The sequence below is a fragment of the Streptomyces sp. NPDC006516 genome (genome assembly GCF_040611875.1).
GTDB lineage: Bacteria > Actinomycetota > Actinomycetes > Streptomycetales > Streptomycetaceae > Streptomyces.
On the sequence record NZ_JBEXPD010000001.1, the window covers coordinates 1,305,447 to 1,321,371 of the forward strand.

Annotated in this window: 16 protein-coding genes; 8 read left to right on the forward strand and 8 right to left on the reverse strand. The window is 70.7% G+C overall.

Going from position 1 to position 15,925, the window contains the following annotated elements:
- Positions 1-38: 38 nt before the first annotated feature.
- Both ABZY45_RS05770 and ABZY45_RS05775 read right to left on the reverse strand, forming a co-directional pair.
- Positions 39-272, reverse strand: a complete 234-nt coding sequence (locus ABZY45_RS05770) for a hypothetical protein (protein WP_073747930.1) — start codon at positions 270-272, stop codon at positions 39-41.
- 63 nt (positions 273-335) lie between these two features.
- Positions 336-1,340: a DEDDh family exonuclease gene (locus ABZY45_RS05775; protein WP_356736437.1), complete on the reverse strand. Its 1,005-nt coding sequence runs from the start codon at positions 1,338-1,340 to the stop codon at positions 336-338.
- A gap of 142 nt (positions 1,341-1,482) precedes the next feature.
- Between ABZY45_RS05775 and ABZY45_RS05780 the strand changes: the two genes are divergently transcribed.
- The 4 genes from ABZY45_RS05780 to ABZY45_RS05795 all read left to right on the forward strand — a co-directional run bounded on the left by ABZY45_RS05780 (position 1,483) and on the right by ABZY45_RS05795 (position 5,035).
- Entirely contained in the window at positions 1,483-2,202 is a 720-nt protein-coding gene (locus tag ABZY45_RS05780; protein ID WP_356736439.1) for a VIT family protein, read from the forward strand.
- 161 nt (positions 2,203-2,363) lie between these two features.
- Positions 2,364-3,293, forward strand: coding sequence for a sterol desaturase family protein (locus tag ABZY45_RS05785; protein ID WP_356736441.1), 930 nt, complete (start codon positions 2,364-2,366; stop codon positions 3,291-3,293).
- A complete protein-coding gene (locus tag ABZY45_RS05790) occupies positions 3,290-3,970 on the forward strand; it encodes a lysoplasmalogenase (RefSeq protein WP_356736443.1) in 681 nt (226 codons plus the stop codon). Before ABZY45_RS05785 ends, ABZY45_RS05790 begins: the two co-directional genes overlap by 4 nt.
- 21 nt (positions 3,971-3,991) lie before the next feature.
- Positions 3,992-5,035, forward strand: coding sequence for a zinc-dependent alcohol dehydrogenase family protein (locus ABZY45_RS05795; protein WP_356736445.1), 1,044 nt, complete (start codon positions 3,992-3,994; stop codon positions 5,033-5,035).
- Positions 5,036-5,095: 60 nt separating this feature from the next.
- Here ABZY45_RS05795 and ABZY45_RS05800 read toward each other — a convergent pair whose 3' ends face one another.
- Positions 5,096-6,625: a S8 family serine peptidase gene (locus ABZY45_RS05800; RefSeq protein ID WP_356736447.1), complete on the reverse strand. Its 1,530-nt coding sequence runs from the start codon at positions 6,623-6,625 to the stop codon at positions 5,096-5,098.
- Positions 6,626-6,926: 301 nt separating this feature from the next.
- Between ABZY45_RS05800 and ABZY45_RS05805 the strand changes: the two genes are divergently transcribed.
- The 3 genes from ABZY45_RS05805 (at position 6,927) to moaA (ending at position 10,099) form a co-directional block, all read left to right on the forward strand.
- The gene (locus tag ABZY45_RS05805) at positions 6,927-7,292 is read left to right on the forward strand and encodes a DUF485 domain-containing protein (protein WP_356736449.1); all 366 of its coding nucleotides are present in this window, start codon (positions 6,927-6,929) and stop codon (positions 7,290-7,292) included.
- On the forward strand, positions 7,289-8,926 hold the full coding sequence (locus tag ABZY45_RS05810; RefSeq protein WP_356736451.1) for a cation acetate symporter: 1,638 nt from the start codon (positions 7,289-7,291) through the stop codon (positions 8,924-8,926). The genes ABZY45_RS05805 and ABZY45_RS05810 overlap by 4 nt, the downstream gene beginning before the upstream one ends.
- Positions 8,927-9,109: 183 nt before the next feature.
- Positions 9,110-10,099: a GTP 3',8-cyclase MoaA gene (moaA, locus tag ABZY45_RS05815; protein WP_356736453.1), complete on the forward strand. Its 990-nt coding sequence runs from the start codon at positions 9,110-9,112 to the stop codon at positions 10,097-10,099.
- Here moaA and ABZY45_RS05820 read toward each other — a convergent pair.
- Both ABZY45_RS05820 and ABZY45_RS05825 read right to left on the reverse strand, forming a co-directional pair.
- Positions 10,082-10,330 carry a hypothetical protein gene (locus tag ABZY45_RS05820; RefSeq protein WP_356736455.1) on the reverse strand — a complete coding sequence of 83 codons (249 nt, stop codon included), beginning with the start codon at positions 10,328-10,330 and terminating at the stop codon, positions 10,082-10,084. The two genes, moaA and ABZY45_RS05820, sit on opposite strands and share 18 nt — an antisense overlap.
- Before the next feature lie 218 nt (positions 10,331-10,548).
- Positions 10,549-10,935 carry a DUF3099 domain-containing protein gene (locus ABZY45_RS05825; RefSeq protein WP_356736457.1) on the reverse strand — a complete coding sequence of 129 codons (387 nt, stop codon included), beginning with the start codon at positions 10,933-10,935 and terminating at the stop codon, positions 10,549-10,551.
- A gap of 213 nt (positions 10,936-11,148) precedes the next feature.
- Here ABZY45_RS05825 and ABZY45_RS05830 point away from each other — a divergent pair, with 213 nt between their 5' ends.
- On the forward strand, positions 11,149-11,433 hold the full coding sequence (locus ABZY45_RS05830; RefSeq protein WP_356736459.1) for a GlsB/YeaQ/YmgE family stress response membrane protein: 285 nt from the start codon (positions 11,149-11,151) through the stop codon (positions 11,431-11,433).
- Between the two features lie 73 nt (positions 11,434-11,506).
- Here the strand turns inward: ABZY45_RS05830 and tyrS are convergent, their stop codons facing one another.
- Genes tyrS through ABZY45_RS05845 form a run of 3 tightly spaced genes read right to left on the reverse strand, consistent with a single transcriptional unit; the run spans position 11,507 to position 15,742 of the window.
- A complete protein-coding gene (gene tyrS, locus ABZY45_RS05835; RefSeq protein WP_356736461.1) occupies positions 11,507-12,775 on the reverse strand; it encodes a tyrosine--tRNA ligase in 1,269 nt (422 codons plus the stop codon).
- Positions 12,776-12,827: 52 nt separating this feature from the next.
- Positions 12,828-14,222 carry a metallopeptidase TldD-related protein gene (locus tag ABZY45_RS05840; protein ID WP_356736463.1) on the reverse strand — a complete coding sequence of 465 codons (1,395 nt, stop codon included), beginning with the start codon at positions 14,220-14,222 and terminating at the stop codon, positions 12,828-12,830.
- Positions 14,219-15,742 (reverse strand): TldD/PmbA family protein, encoded by a 1,524-nt coding sequence (locus tag ABZY45_RS05845; protein WP_356736465.1) that lies wholly within the window; start codon positions 15,740-15,742, stop codon positions 14,219-14,221. Before ABZY45_RS05845 ends, ABZY45_RS05840 begins: the two co-directional genes overlap by 4 nt.
- Positions 15,743-15,925 lie beyond the last annotated feature (183 nt).

Consider the following 15,925-nt stretch of genomic DNA (forward strand, 5'->3'; position numbering starts at 1 on the left):
GCGGCACGGAGGGTGCCCCGTGCGGACGGAGCGGACCGTCACACTTTGTCCACGATGCCCGCCCTCCCCTCGGCGCGGGCGCAGTGGCCGCCGCAGTACCAGTGGCCGTCGACCTCGACGCCCTGGCCGATGACCTGTACCCGGCAGTGCTCACAGATGGGCGCCATGCGGTGGATGGCGCAGGAGAAGCAGTCGAAGACGTGCACCGCGCCCTGCGCGTGCACCTCGAAGGACATCCCGTAGTCGTTTCCGCAAACCTCACATCGTGCCATGCGCCACAGGGTGGGACGCATGAGGGCGGCGGGCGAGCGGATGCAGGGCGAGTCGCCCCCGGTTCACTCCGATGACGGTGACGGCCTCGGCACGACGACCGTCTTCGCGGGGGCCACATCCCTCAGCAGATGGGTGAAGGCGCTCTCCTCCAGGATCGGCGTGCCGAAGGACTTCGCCTTCACCGTCTTGGAGGTCACCGAGTCCGGATCGTTGGTCACCAGCAGGCTCGTCAGTCGCGACACGCTGGTCGCCACATGCAGGCCGGCCTCCACGGCCCGGTCCTCCAGGAGCTCCCGGTCGACGGAGGTGTCGCCGGAGAACGCCACCCGCATGCCCTGCATGAGAGGTTTGTCCGACTCGTAGCGTCCCGGGTTCGGATACGGGCACGCCGGACGCTTGCGCGAGGGACGCCAGCTCTGCGTCGGCGAGGGCCGGTATCCGGCGCGAGGGGTGACCGGGGAGTCGTACCACTCCGTCAGGGGACGGCACTCCAGCAGCGGCAGGCGCACACCACCCCGGGCCGCCGCGTGCAGGCTCGGACGGAACGCCTCGGCCAGCACCCTGGCGTCGTCGAGCGCGTGGTGCGCGCGCTGCTGCACCACACCGAAGTGCGCGGCCAGCGACTCCAGCTTGTGGTTGGGCAGGGGGAGCCGGAGCTCCTTGGACAGCGCGATGGTGCACAGCCGCTGCTCGACGGGCGCGGTGACCGCCGCGCGTGCGTACTCCCGGGCGATCATCGACCAGTCGAACGCGGCGTTGTGGGCGACCAGCACCCGGCCGGCCAGCCGCTGCGACAACTCCGCCGCGACCTCGGGGAAGAGCGGCGCGCCCTCCAGGACGTCACTGGTCAGCCCATGGATCCAGACGGGGCCGGGGTCGCGCTCCGGATTCACCAGCGTGTACCAGTGGTCCTCGACGTCACCCTGGGCGTCCAGCCGGTAGACGGCGGCGGACACTATCCGGTCGTCGCGGGCGAGTCCGGTGGTCTCCACGTCGACGACCGCGTACCCCTGGGGATACGCGGCCGGCCACGGCGCTGCGGTCTGACGGTCGTCGAGCATGGTCACAGAGAATACGGGCCGGGACCGACAGTGACCTATCCGGGCGGTTGTGTCCCTGAACCCGGTGGCCCGGGCGAGCAGTTGGCCGTGACCGTGAAAACGCGGGTCGTGGATCCCGCCGGGGAGTGGGCGGTGAGACGCTCCCGGCATGACGGAGAGACAGGCGCGGACACACGACGAACCCCACGGGGCCGGGCTCGGCACCCGGCTCAACTGGCTGCGTGCGGCGGTGCTCGGGGCGAACGACGGAGTGGTCTCCACGGCAGGCCTGGTCGTCGGCGTCGCCGGGGCCACCGGTGCGCGTTCCACCCTGCTGACGGCGGGCCTGGCCGGGCTGCTCGCGGGCTCCATGTCGATGGCGGCGGGCGAGTACGTCTCGGTTTCCACCCAGCGCGACTCCGAGAAGGCCGCCCTGGCGACCGAGACCCGGGAGCTGGAGGAGGCCCCGGAGGCCGAGCTCGCCGAACTGACCGGGCTGCTGGAGCAGAAGGGGCTCAGCAGAGGGCTCGCCCGGGAGGCCGCCGTCCAGCTGACGCAGCGCGACGCGCTGCGGGCCCATGCGGAGGTCGAGCTGGGCATCGACCCGGACGAGCTCACCAACCCGTGGCACGCGGCGGGAGCGAGCTTCCTGGCCTTCACGGTGGGCGCGCTGCTGCCCCTCCTGGCGATCGTGCTGCCGCCCACGTCGGTCCGCCTCCCCGTCACGGTGGTCTCGGTCCTCGCGGCCCTCGCCCTCACCGGCTGGTGGAGTGCCCGGCTCGGTGAGGCGCCGGCCGGGCGCGCGGTGCTGCGGAACATGGCCGGGGGAGCCGTCGCCATGGCGGTGACCTACGGGGCGGGGGTGCTGCTGGGGGCGGCGGGGGTGTGAGAACTCCGGCCCGCGGGGGCCCCTTGCTTTGACGTCACTCGTGCCGGGCCGGCCGATGCGTCCGTTGGTGGAAACTGCCAAACACTCATGACGGCGTGTCTCACATACTTGTCGGTAACAACATCTATGCCCGGCACCTCCGGCGGCTCTACGGTGCACGCATGGAGCCGAACCTGCCCGATGTCGTGCTGTGGTCGATCCCGGCCTTCGTCCTGCTCACCGTCGTCGAAATGGTGGTCCACCGGCTTCACCCGGACGAGGAGGCCGCCGGGTACGACGCCAAGGACGCCGCCACCAGCGTCACCATGGGCCTCGGCAGCCTGGCCTTCGACCTGCTGTGGAAGATCCCCGTCGTGGCGATCTACGCGGCGGTCTACGAACTGACCCCGCTGCGCGTCCCCGTCCTGTGGTGGACGATCCTGCTCATGCTCCTGGCCCAGGACTTCTTCTACTACTGGTCCCACCGGGGCCACCACGTCATCCGGATCCTCTGGGCCTGCCACGTCGTCCACCACTCCAGCCGGAAGTTCAACCTCACCACCGCGCTGCGCCAGCCCTGGACCTCGCTCACCTCCTGGCCCTTCTACCTGCCGCTCATCGCGCTGGGCGTGCACCCGGCCGCGCTCGCCTTCTGTTCGTCGGCGAACCTCGTCTACCAGTTCTGGGTGCACACCGAGCGGATCGACAAACTGCCCAGACCCTTCGAGTACGTCCTCAACACGCCCTCCCACCACCGGGTGCACCACGCCTCCCAGGGCGGCTACCTGGACCGGAACTTCGGCGGGATCCTCATCGTCTGGGACCGGCTCTTCGGCTCGTTCGCGGCCGAGACCGAGCGGCCCGTCTTCGGCCTCACCAAGAACATCAGCACCTACAACCCCCTCCGCGTCGCCACCCACGAGTACGTGGCCATCGCCCGCGACGTGCGGGCGGCGGCCACCTGGAGCGAGCGGGCGGGCCGCGTCTTCCGGGGGCCGGGCTGGCAGCCCTCGCCCACCACGGCGACAGCACCGGCCGACGTGCGGTCGCACGCCGACGCGACGGCACCGACCGCCGCCGCGCAGTCGCACGCCGCCGGGACCAGCGGATGACGCCGCGCTCCGGTGCGCCCCGGCTCGTGCGCCCGCTGCTCGTCGCCTTCCTGGCCGTCTCCGCCGTCCATCTGGCGGGGCTCCTCGCGGGGCAGGACGCCGTGCACGTGGCCACCAAGCCGCTGCTGATGCTCCTGCTCGCCGGCTACGCCGCGGCGCGCGGCGGATCCCGGATCCTGATCGCCGCCTTGCTGTGCGGCTGGGCGGGGGACGTGCTGCTGATGCCCGACGCGGAGCCCGCGTTCCTCGCCGGTATGGGCTTCTTCGCCGCCGGGCACGTCTGCTACCTCCTGCTCTTCGGCCGCGCCCCCGTGCGCCCTGGCACCGGCCTCGTGTACGCCGCCGTCCTCGTGAGCTTCGTCGTGCTCCTGTGGCCGGGGCTGCCGGGCGGGCTGCGCGTCCCCCTCACCGCGTACAGCCTGCTGCTCACGGCGATGGCGTGGCGGGCGGGCGTCCTCGGCCGGAGAGCCGCCGCCGGCGGCGCCCTCTTCCTGTTCTCCGACGCCCTCATCGCCACCGGCATCGCGGAATGGCCCCAGCCGCCCGCGCACAACTTCTGGATCATGCTGACCTACATCGCCGCGCAGTACCTGCTCACGCGGGGGGCGCTCGACACATGCGCGGATTCCACCGGCGCCGCCCCCGGGGCGTACCGTGAGAGGCGTATCAGAATCTGAGACCAGCGAGGATCCCCACGCATGCGCGCCACAGTCATCCACGCCCCCCACGACATCCGCGTCGAGGAGGTGCCCGACCCCACGGTCCAGCAGCCGACCGACGTGGTCCTGCGGGTTCTGCGGGCCTGCATCTGCGGCAGTGACCTGTGGGCCTACCGGGGCGAGTCCGCCCGGCAGCCCGGGCAGCGCATCGGCCACGAGTTCCTCGGCGTCGTCGAGGAGGCCGGGGCCGGGGTCAACGGCTTCGCCGTCGGCGACCTCGTGGTGGCCCCGTTCGTCTGGTCCGACGGCACCTGCACCTACTGCGCGGACGGGCTGACCACCTCCTGCCCCCAGGGAGGCTTCTGGGGATCGGTCGGCTCCGACGGCGGTCAGGGTGAGGCCGTGCGCGTCCCGTTCGCCGACGGCACCCTGGTCAAGCTCCCGGCCGCAGCCGCCTCCGACGACCGGCTGCTCACCGCCCTCCTGGCGCTCTCCGACGTCCTGGGCACAGGTCACCACGCGGCGCTCGGCGCGGGCGTGCGGCCCGGCAGCACCGTCGCCGTCGTCGGTGACGGCGCGGTAGGCCTGTGCGGCGTCATGGCGGCCAAGCGGCTCGGTGCCGAACGGATCATCGCGCTGGGCCGCCACCAGGCCCGTACCGACATCGCCCGCGCGTTCGGTGCCACAGACGTCGTCGCCGAGCGCGGCGACGCCGCCCTCGCCGCCGTACGCGAGCTGACCCGCGGCGAAGGCACCCACGGGGTGATCGAGGCGGTCGGCACCGAGCAGTCGATGCGCACGGCCCTCGCGATCGTCCGCGACGGCGGCTCCGTCGGTTACGTCGGCGTCCCGCACGGCAGCGGTACCGGAGTGGACCTCGGCGTCATGTTCGACCGCAACATCGCCCTGCGCGGCGGCGTCGCGCCCGTGCGGACGTACATCCCCGACCTGCTCCCCGACGTGCTGGACGGCACGATCGACCCGTCGCCCGTCTTCGACCTGACGGTCGGGCTGGACGGCGTGCCCGGCGGATACAAGGCGATGGACGAGCGCACGGCGCTCAAGGTCCTCGTCAAGCCGTAGTCGGCGGGACGGAACACAGGAGGGGCCGGGGACAGCTGTCCCCGGCCCCTCCCTCATGCCCTACTTGCGGACCGCGTCCAGCGCGTCCACGACACCGGCTCCGTAGAAGCCGTTGTACTGCGTGCCGCCCTCGCAGACCGCGTCGACGGTGCCGTCACCGTCGATGTCGTACGGCGCGCCGCACGCGGTGGCGTCGGCCTCGTGGGTCAGCAGCGCCTTCACCACCGCCGGCGAGGCGTGCGGGTGGGTCGACTTGATCAGGGCCGCGACGCCCGCGACGTGCGGGGACGCCATCGACGTACCGGCCTTGTAGCCGAAACCGCCGCCCGGCAGCGTCGACAGGATCAGACCGCTGACGGCCGGTGCCTCCGGCGTCTGGTAACGCGTCGAGTCACCGCCCGGGGCGGCCACGTCGATGACACCGAGACCGTAGTTGGAGTAGGAGGACTTCAGGCCCTTCGCACCGGTCGCGGCGACCGTCACGACACCCGGCAGCATGGTCGGGATGTCCGGGCAGGCGCTCGGGTCGACCGTGCGCGTGACCGGAGTCGTGTCGTTCGGGCTCGTCGAGTCCTCGATGGCGTCGAGGGCCAGATCGTGGTCGGAGTTGCCTGCCGCGGCGACGTTGACGACGCCCTTGCCCTCCGCGTAACGGGTGGCGCGGGTGACCGCCTCCACGAGAGCGCCCTGGTCGGGGTCGTTCTTGCAGTTGAACAGCCAGGGGTCCGTGTAATAGCTGTTGTTGGTCACGTCGACGCCGTGCTCGGCGGCCCAGACGAAGCCGCACACCACGGCCTCGGCGTAGAAGAAGCCGGCCGGGGTGGACACCTTGATGCCGGAGACCTTCACACCTGGCGCGACGCCCGTGACGCCGGTGCCGTTCTTCGCGGCGGCTATGGTGCCCGCCACGTGCGTGCCGTGGTCGCTCTCGCCGGCCGCGGGACGCCAGGCGCCGTCCGTGGTGTCCGGGGCGCCGGACACGCAGTTCACCGAGGCCTCACGGTCGAAGTTCGGGGCCAGGTCCGGGTGGGTGTCGTCCACGCCCGTGTCGATGACCGCGACGGTGACCTTGCTGCTGCCGAGCGACTTCTCGTGCGCCTTGTCCGCCTTGATGGCGGGCAGGTCCCACTGGAGGGGTTCGAGCGCGTCCTGGCCGGCCTCGGCCTCGGCCGCCGCCGCCCGCGCCTGACCGGCGGTGAGGGGCTGCCCGGCGCCGATGTCCTTCGTCGCCTGCGGGACGATCGGGTTGGTGCGCGTGGCGCCCGCCGACTGGACGCCCTTGGCCTTGCGGATCGTCGCGCCGAAGTCCGGGTTCTTCGAGTGGACGACGACGACGCCTATCTTGTCGTACGAGGTCACGACGGTTCCGCCGGCCGCGGCTATCGCCTTGCGGACCTGCTTGACCGTGCCGTGACCGGCCCTCGTGTTCACGACGTACGACAGCTGGGGGCCGTCTGCCGTCACCGCCGCCGGCTCCTCCGCGGGTGCGGCGGCCGCGGTCCCCGTCGGGAGGAAACCGAGCGAAGCCGTGAGCGCGAGCCCGACGGGCAGCGTGAGTACGCGTGTCCGTCTGGATGCCAGATGAGCCATGGGTTCTCCACATCATCCGTGCCAGTGGTCCGGACACAGGCGTGACCGGACCGGTACATGACCTGTGAAGTTATCGCTGATCTTCCCGGCACATCAATGAATACGGGCAAGTGAGTTCGAGGTGTGACCTATGGGAGGCGCGTCCACGGCCCACACCGGAGAAGACCGAACCTGCGGTGAACCGCTTCGCCGTGCTCTCCGTGCCGTTGCACAGGGAGCCGTGCACCAGCCCCGATCAGGCAGAGGACTCCCTGTGAAATCCACCGTGCCCACCACCGCACCCGCGTCGCGAGGAGAATCCGTGGCTACCGAAGCACCGCCGCCCCAGAAGCGTGAGGACGACAGCCCCGTCCAGCCCACGACCGAGGCGTTCCTCGAGGCGCAGAACAGCGCGGAGTTCACCGAACTGCGCCGCTCCCACCGCTCGTTCGCCTTCCCGCTGACCGTGGGCTTCATCGCCTGGTACCTGCTGTACGTGCTGCTGTCCAGCTATGCCGGCGACTTCATGGGCACCAAGGTCGTCGCCAACTTCAACGTGGCCTTCGTCTTCGGCCTCGCCCAGTTCGCCACCACCTTCCTCATCGCCTGGTTCTACTCGCGCCACGCCACGAACAAGCTCGACCCGCAGGCGGCGGCCATCAAGTCCCGTCTGGAGGCCGACGCATGAGCGCCGCGTACGAATCCCACGCCGTGATCCAGCTCGCCGCCTCCTCCACGACGGAGCACCGGCCGCTGATCATCACCCTCTTCGCGGTCTTCGTCGCCGCGACCCTGGGCATCACCGTCTGGGCGGGCAGGCAGACCAAGAGCGCGTCCGACTTCTACGCCGGCGGACGGCAGTTCACCGCCTTCCAGAACGGCCTCGCCGTCTCCGGCGACTACATGTCGGCGGCGTCCTTCCTCGGCATCGCCGGGGCCATCGCGCTCTTCGGCTACGACGGCTTCCTCTACTCCATCGGCTTCCTCGTCGCCTGGCTGGTGGCCCTGCTGCTCGTCGCCGAGCCGCTGCGGAACTCCGGCCGCTACACCATGGGCGACGTCCTCGCCTACCGGATGCGCCAGCGGCCGGTGCGTACCGCCGCCGGTGTCTCCACCATCGTCGTGTCGATCTTCTACCTGCTCGCCCAGATGGCCGGCGCGGGAGTACTCGTCGCCCTGCTGCTCGGGATCACCAGCGACGCCGGCAAGGTCCTCATCGTCGCGCTGGTCGGCGTACTCATGATCCTCTACGTCACCATCGGCGGCATGAAGGGCACCACCTGGGTCCAGATGGTCAAGGCCGTGCTGCTCATCGCGGGCGCGCTGCTGATGACCCTCATGGTGCTGTGGAAGTTCGACTTCAACGTCTCCGACCTGCTGGGCACCGCCGCGGAGAAGAGCGGTCACGGCGCGGCGTTCCTGGAGCCCGGCCTCAAGTACGGCGCCACCGACGTGTCGAAGCTGGACTTCATCTCGCTCGGCATCGCCCTGGTGCTCGGCACCGCGGGCCTGCCGCACATCCTCATCCGCTTCTACACCGTCCCGACCGCCAAGGCCGCCCGCAAGTCCGTGAACTGGGCCATCGGCATCATCGGCGCCTTCTACCTGATGACGATCGCCCTCGGCTTCGGTGCCGCGGCGCTCATCGGGCCCGAGGAGATCAAGGCGAAGAACCCGGCGGGCAACGCGGCGGCCCCCCAGCTCGCCGAGTACCTCGGCGGGGTCGGCACCACCGGCGGCGCCATCATGCTCGCCGTCATCTCCGCCGTCGCCTTCGCGACGATCCTCGCCGTGGTCGCGGGCCTCACCCTCGCCTCCTCGTCCTCCTTCGCCCACGACATCTACGCCAACGTCATCCGCAAGGGGAAGGCGACCGAGAAGGAGGAGATGAGCGCCGCCCGCTGGGCCACCGTCGCGATCGGTGTCGTCTCCATCGGCCTCGGCGCGATGGCCCGCGACCTGAACGTGGCCGGACTCGTCGCCCTGGCCTTCGCCGTCGCCGCCTCCGCCAACCTGCCGACCATCCTGTACAGCCTGTTCTGGAAGCGCTTCACCACGCAGGGCGCCCTCTGGTCGATCTACGGCGGCCTCGCCTCGTCCGTCCTGCTGGTGCTCTTCTCCCCGGTCGTCTCCGGCAAGGCCACCTCCATGTTCCCGGACGTGGACTTCGCCTTCTTCCCCCTGGAGAACCCGGGCCTCATCTCCATCCCGCTGGGCTTCCTGCTCGGCTGGCTCGGCTCGATCCTCTCCAAGGAAGTGCCGGACAAGGGCAAGTACGCCGAGCTCGAGGTCAAGTCCCTCACCGGCACCGGAGCCCACTGACCCGCACGCCTGACCGCCCGCGGAGCCCCGTCGTCAGACCTACGGCGGGGCTCCGTCGTAGGTCCCTACGACGGAGCCCCGTCACACCTCGTGGCAACCGCGCACCCTGGATGTCACCGCTCTCGCGTAGTCTCGGAGGAGTCAGACCGCAACCGCGGACATCACCGGGGGAGGGGGCCCACAGTGCTCATCGACACCTACGGGCGGGTCGCCACCGACCTGCGTGTCTCACTGACCGACAAGTGCAATCTCCGCTGCACCTACTGCATGCCCGAAGAGGGCCTCCAGTGGCTCGGCAAGACCGAGCTCCTCAGCGACGACGAGATCGTCAGGCTCATCCGCATCGCCGTCACCGACCTCGGCATCAGGGAAATCCGCTTCACCGGCGGCGAGCCCCTGCTGCGCCCCGGGCTGGTGTCGATCGTCGAGCGCTGCGCCGCGCTGGAGCCCCGCCCGAAGATGTCTCTCACCACCAACGGCATCGGACTCAAGCGCACCGCGACCGCCCTGAAGGCCGCGGGTCTGGACCGGGTCAACGTCTCCCTGGACACCCTGCGCCCCGACGTCTTCAAGACCCTCACCCGCCGCGACCGCCATCAGGACGTACTCGACGGACTCCAGGCCGCCCGGGAAGCCGGACTCACCCCGGTCAAGGTCAACTCCGTCCTGATGCCCGGCCTCAACGAGGACGAGGCCCCCGACCTGCTCGCCTGGGCCGTCGAGCACGACTACGAGCTCCGCTTCATCGAGCAGATGCCGCTCGACGCCCAGCACGGCTGGAAGCGTGACGGAATGATCACGGCGGGTGACATCCTCGACTCGCTGCGCACCCGGTTCACTCTCACCGAGGAAGGTGACGAGAAGCGCGGATCGGCCCCCGCCGAGCGCTGGACGGTGGACGGCGGCCCGCACCGCGTCGGCGTCATCGCCTCCGTGACCAGGCCCTTCTGCCGCGCCTGCGACCGCACCCGGCTCACCGCCGACGGCCAGGTCCGCACCTGCCTCTTCGCCCGCGAGGAGACGGACCTGCGAGGCGCCCTGCGCTCCGAGGCGCCGGACGAGGAGATCGCCAGGATCTGGAAGCTCGCCATGTGGGGCAAGAAGGCGGGCTCCGGTCTCGACGACCCGTCCTTCCTCCAGCCCGACCGCCCGATGTCAGCGATCGGTGGCTGAGGACTCCCATTCCCCGAGGGGCACGACGTCCTTCAGGAACCCCCGCACCCCGAGGAACGAGGAGAGGTGCTCCCGGTGCTCCTCGCAGGCCAGCCAGGTCTTGCGCCGCTCGGGGGTGTGGAGCTTCGGGTTGTTCCAGGCCAGCACCCACACGGCATCGGCGCGGCAGCCCTTGGCGGAGCAGACCGGTGCGCCCGAGGCGCTCTCGGCTGAAGTATCGGGGAAGTTCACGGCCTCAACCCTAAGGGTTCGCAGCCGGGGCGCCGCGGGCATCCCCGCCGGAGAAAGGCGACGCCGAGCAGCCACGGGGGGAGCTGCCCGGCGTCGGTCCGTCGCTCCGACGGGGGATGCGGAGCGCTCACGAAGTATGCCACGCGGACCCGGGTGAGGTGCACCGGAACGTCATGATTGATCTGAGCTTTTCTTGAGCTTCGGGCCCCGGCGCCCGGTCAGTCCGTGCCGCGGGGATCACCGGTGCCGCCCGGCCGGTGAGGCTCCGCCACGGGCTCCTGGGCCGGTTCCCCGGGGCCCGCCGCGGCGGGAGCCCCGAGCGCGGGGCGCATCGGGGCGGGCACGAACGTGGACGGCAGTGAAGGGGCGTTCTCGCGACCGGCGTTGGCGATGACCACCGCGACATAGGGGAGCAGAACGCCCAATGCGAGCGCCACCACGGCCACATGCCTCTCGATGTTCCACAGCGTCGCGGCCAACACCACGGACACGGTGCGCACGGACATCGAGATGATGTAGCGCCTTTGTCTGCCGCGCACGTCGTCGGCAAGTCCCTGCCGGGCGCCCGTGATACGGAAAACCTCCGGGCCGCTCTGCTTCCGCATCGTGATTCCACCACCAGATCTCTGTGCCGGACTTCCCCGGACGGCGCGGGTCCTACGGTACGCCCGGTGTCCGCAGGCTTCGAGACCGGGGCATGTCCCGTTCGTACCGGTCCGTGGCGCCCTGCCCCGTACGGCCCTGTCCAGCATGCGGCGTACGACCGGGGGGACGAGACTGGGCGAACGTGCGCACACCGCGCCGCACGAGGAGGCGATATGAGCTGGTTGTGGGCAATCATCGTAGGACTGGTGCTGGGTGTGATCGCGCGCGCGATCCTTCCCGGCAAGCAGGACATCCCCCTCTGGCTGACGGCGGTGTTCGGCATCCTCGGCAGCATCCTGGGTAACGCAGTCGCGTCCTGGATCGGCGTCGAGGACACCAAGGGGATCGACTGGATCCGTCATGTGCTCCAGCTGATCGGAGCCGTGGCCGTCGTCGGTGTCGGCGACATGCTCTGGCAGTCGATCAGGCGAAACAAGGGCAAGAGGCAGAGAACCTGAGCCCGGTAAGGACAGCACCGCGGCCGGCCACGCGTCATGCGTGACCGGCCGCGATGCTGTGCGTACCGGAACCTCAGCCCGCGACGACCTCGACGGCGGCCAGGTTCTTCTTGCCCCGGCGCAGGACCAGCCAGCGGCCGTGCAGCAGCTCCTCGGCGGCGGGGGCGCTCTCGCCGTCCGTGACCTTCACGTTGTTCACGTACGCCCCGCCCTCCTTGACCGTGCGGCGGGCGGCCGACTTGCTGGCGGACAGCCCCACCTCGACCAGGAGGTCCACCACAGGGCCCAGCTCGGCGACCCGGGCGTGCGGCACCTCGGACAGGGCGGCGCCGAGCGTCGCCTCGTCCAGCTCACCGAGATCGCCCTGCCCGAACAGCGCCTTCGAGGCCGCGATGACTGCCGCGCACTGCGCACCGCCGTGCACCAGCGTCGTCAGCTCCTCGGCCAGCGAACGCTGCGCCGAACGCGCCTGCGGACGCTCCTCGGTGAGCTTCTCCAGCTCCTCGAGCTCCTCACGGCTCTTGAAGCTGAGGATGCGCATGTACGTCGAGATGTCCCGGTCGTCCACGTTCAGCCAGAACTGGTAGAACGCGTACGGCGTCGTCATCTCCGGGTCCAGCCAGACGGCACCGCTCTCGGACTTGCCGAACTTGGTGCCGTCGGCCTTCACCATCAGCGGGGTCGCCAGCGCGTGCACCTGGGCGCCCGGCTCCAGGCGGTGGATCAGGTCGATGCCCGCGGTGAGATTGCCCCACTGGTCGCTGCCGCCCTGCTGGAGCGTGCAGCCGTGGCGCCGGTACAGCTCCAGGTAGTCCATGCCCTGCAGGAGCTGGTAGCTGAACTCCGTGTAGCTGATGCCCTCCTGCGACTCCAGCCGACGGGCCACCGAGTCCTTGGTCAGCATCTTGTTGACCCGGAAGTGCTTGCCGATGTCCCGGAGGAACTCGATCGCGGACAGACCCGCGGTCCAGTCCAGGTTGTTCACCATCGTGGCGGCGTTCGGGCCCTCGAAGGTGAGGAAGGGCTCGATCTGCCCCCGCAGCCGCTGGACCCACGCGGCGATGGTCTCCGGGTCGTTCAGCGTGCGCTCCGCGGTGGGCCGCGGGTCACCGATCTGGCCGGTGGCCCCGCCCACCAGCGCGAGCGGCTTCAGCCCGGCGAGCTGGAGCCGCCGCATGGTGAGGACCTGCACCAGGTGGCCGACGTGCAGACTCGCCGCAGTCGGGTCGAACCCGCAATAGAAGGTGACCGGGCCGTCCGCGAGAGCCTTGCGCAGTGCGTCCTCGTCGGTGGACTGGGCGAACAGCCCACGCCACTTCAGCTCGTCGACGATGTCGGTCACGGTCGATTCTCTCCTCGGGGGGTTCGGGGTGTGCCGGTCCAGTCTAGGACGGTCAGACGCCCCGGCTGACCGAGCTCATGTGGAAGTCCGGGATGCGCAGCGCGGGCATCGCGGCGCGGGTGAAGTAGTCGCCCCACTCGCGCGGCAGCGTCTTCTCCGTGCGGCCCGCCTCCGACGCCCGCGACAGCAGCCCGACCGGCGACTCGTTGAAGCGGAAGTTGTTCACCTCGCCGAGCACCTCGCCGTCCTCCACCAGATAGACCCCGTCCCGGGTCAGCCCGGTCAGCAGCAGCGTGGCCGGATCCACCTCCCGGATGTACCAGAGGCAGGTCAGCAGCAGGGCACGGCCGGTCGTCGCCGCCACCATCTCCTCCAGGGACCGCTCACCGCCGCCGTCCAGCACGAGGTTGTCCATGGCCGGCGCCACCGGCAGCCCCGTCAGCCCGGCGGAGTGCCGCGTCGTGGTCAGCCGCTCCAGCACGCCGTCCTTGATCCAGTCGGTCGGAGCCAGCGGCAGCCCGTTGTCGAACACCGAGGAACCGTCCCCCGACGCGTGCGCGATCACGAACGGCGCGGACTCCAGGCCCGGCGCGTGCGGATCGCTGCGCAGCGTCAGCGGCAGCTCGGAGAGCGTCTCGCCGATCCGCGTGCCACCACCGGGCCGGGAGAAGACCGTCCGGCCCTCCGCCGCGTCCCGGGCACCCGCCGACCAGTACTGATAGATCAGCAGATCGGCCACAGCGGTCGGCGGGAGCAGCGTCTCGTATCGCCCCGCCGGCAGCTCGATCCTGCGCTCCGCCCACCCCAGACGCTGCGCCAGCTCGGCATCCAGGGCCGCGGGGTCGACGTCCTTGAAGTCGCGCGTCGCTCGGCCCGCCCAGGCGGACCTGGTCCGGTCGGGGGACTTGGCGTTCAGCTCGAGCGTCCCGTTCGGCTGGTCGTGGCGCAGCCGCAGGCCCGTCGACGTACCCACGTACGTCGAGGTCAGCTGGTGGTGGGCGAAGCCGTACAGCTCGCGGCCGCCCGAGCGGGCCCGGGCGAAGGCGTCGCCGAGCGCAGGCGCGAAGTCCGCGAAGACGTCGGAGCCGGTCTCCGCCGGCGCGTCCGTGAAGTCGGCGGACGCCGGGACGCCGGAGACCAGCGGCTGTGCGTCCTCGGCGGGCCCGGCGCCGCGCGCGGCTGCCTCGGCGGCCCGTACGAGGGGTTCCAGGTCGTCGGCCGTGACGGCCGAGCGGGACACCACTCCCGATGCCGTCCCCTCCGCGCCGTCCACGGTCGCGATCACGGTCAGAGTCCGCCCCCGCGTCACCCCGTTCGTGGTGAGCGCGTTGCCGGCCCAGCGCAGATTGGCGGAGGAGTCCTCGTCCGCGACGACCACACAGCCGTCGGCGGTGGACAGCTCCAGTGCGCGCTCGACGATCTCGTACGGCTTGCTGACGCGGCTCATCGCCCGGCCTCCTGCGTCGTGTTGAGGATGTTCACGCCTCGGAAGAGGGCGGAGGGACAGCCGTGCGAGACCGCGGCGACCTGACCCGGCTGGGCCTTGCCGCAGTTGAACGCGCCGCCCAGCACGTAGGTCTGCGGACCGCCCACCTTCTCCATCGAGCCCCAGAAGTCGGTGGTCGTCGCCTGGTACGCCACGTCCCGGAGCTGGCCCGCCAGCCTGCCGTTCTCGATGCGGAAGAAGCGCTGACCGGTGAACTGGAAGTTGTACCTCTGCATGTCGATGGACCACGACCGGTCGCCGACGACGTAGATCCCGCGCTCGACCCCGCCGATCAGGTCCTCCGTGGAGAGCCCGCCGGGGTCCGGCTTCAGCGAGACGTTCGCCATGCGCTGCACGGGGACGTGCTCCGGCGAGTCCGCGTACGCGCACCCGTTGGAGCGGCCCAGACCCGTCAGCTTCGCGATCCGCCGGTCCGTCTGGTAGCCCACCAGGGTCCCGTCCTTGACCAGGTCCCAGGACTGCGCCTCGACGCCCTCGTCGTCGTAACCGACCGTCGCGAGCCCGTGCTCGGCGGTGCGGTCACCGGTCACGTTCATCACGGGGGACCCGTACGCCAGCTTCCCCAGCTGGTCGAAGGTGGCGAACGACGTTCCCGCGTACGCCGCCTCGTAGCCCAGTGCGCGGTCCAGTTCGGTCGCGTGGCCGATCGACTCGTGGATGGTCAGCCAGAGGTTCGACGGGTCGACGACCAGGTCGTACGTCCCCGCCTCGACGCTCGGCGCCCGCATCTTCTCGGCCAGCAGCCCGGGGATGCGCTCCAGCTCCGAGTCCCAGTCCCAGCCCGTGCCCGTGAGGTACTCCCAGCCCCGGCCCACCGGCGGCGCGATCGTCCGCATGGAGTCGAACTCACCGGTCGTGCCGTCCACCGCGACCGCGGTCAGCTGCGGATGCACCCGCACCCGCTGCTGGGTGGTGACCGTACCTGCGGTGTCCGCGTAGAACTTGTTCTCGTGGACGGTCATCAGGGACGCGTCCACGTGCGCCACACCGTCGGCCGCCAGCAGCCGCGAGCTCCACTCGGCGAGCAGCCCGGCCTTCTCGGCGTCCGGTACGGAGAAGGGATCGACGTCGTACGACGACACCCAGGTCCGCTCGCCGTGCACCGGCTCGTCCGCCAGCTCGACGCGCTCGTCGGAGCCGGCCGCGGCGATCACCTTCGCCGACAGCTTCGCCATGGCCACGGCCTGCGAGGCGACCTTGGCCGCCGCGTCCATGGTCAGGTCCACCCCGGACGCGAACCCCCAGGCACCGCCGTGCACCACCCGGACGGCGAAACCGAGATCGGTGGTGTCCGACGTCCCGGCCGGCCGGGCGTCCCGCAGGCGCCAGGAGGCACCGCGCACCCGCTCCAGCCGGAAGTCCGCGTGTACGGCACCGAGTGCCCGGGCGCGGGCCAGCGCCGCGTCGGCGAGGGCACGCAGCGGCAGGGCCAGAAACGACTGATCTACCTCGTGGGCCACGCGGGCCTCCCCTTCTCCACCTCTGAAAAACGTCTCCGCAGTGAATCATGAAGGGTTCCGGCATCCCCGTGCGCTCCTTTTACCGTGCCGAGGACATGCCCGGAGCATTCTGTAGGGATCCAACAGTCGCGGCCCGGCGGCGCTGTCAGGGCCCGATTCCCTGGATGCGGGGTGGTACCGATA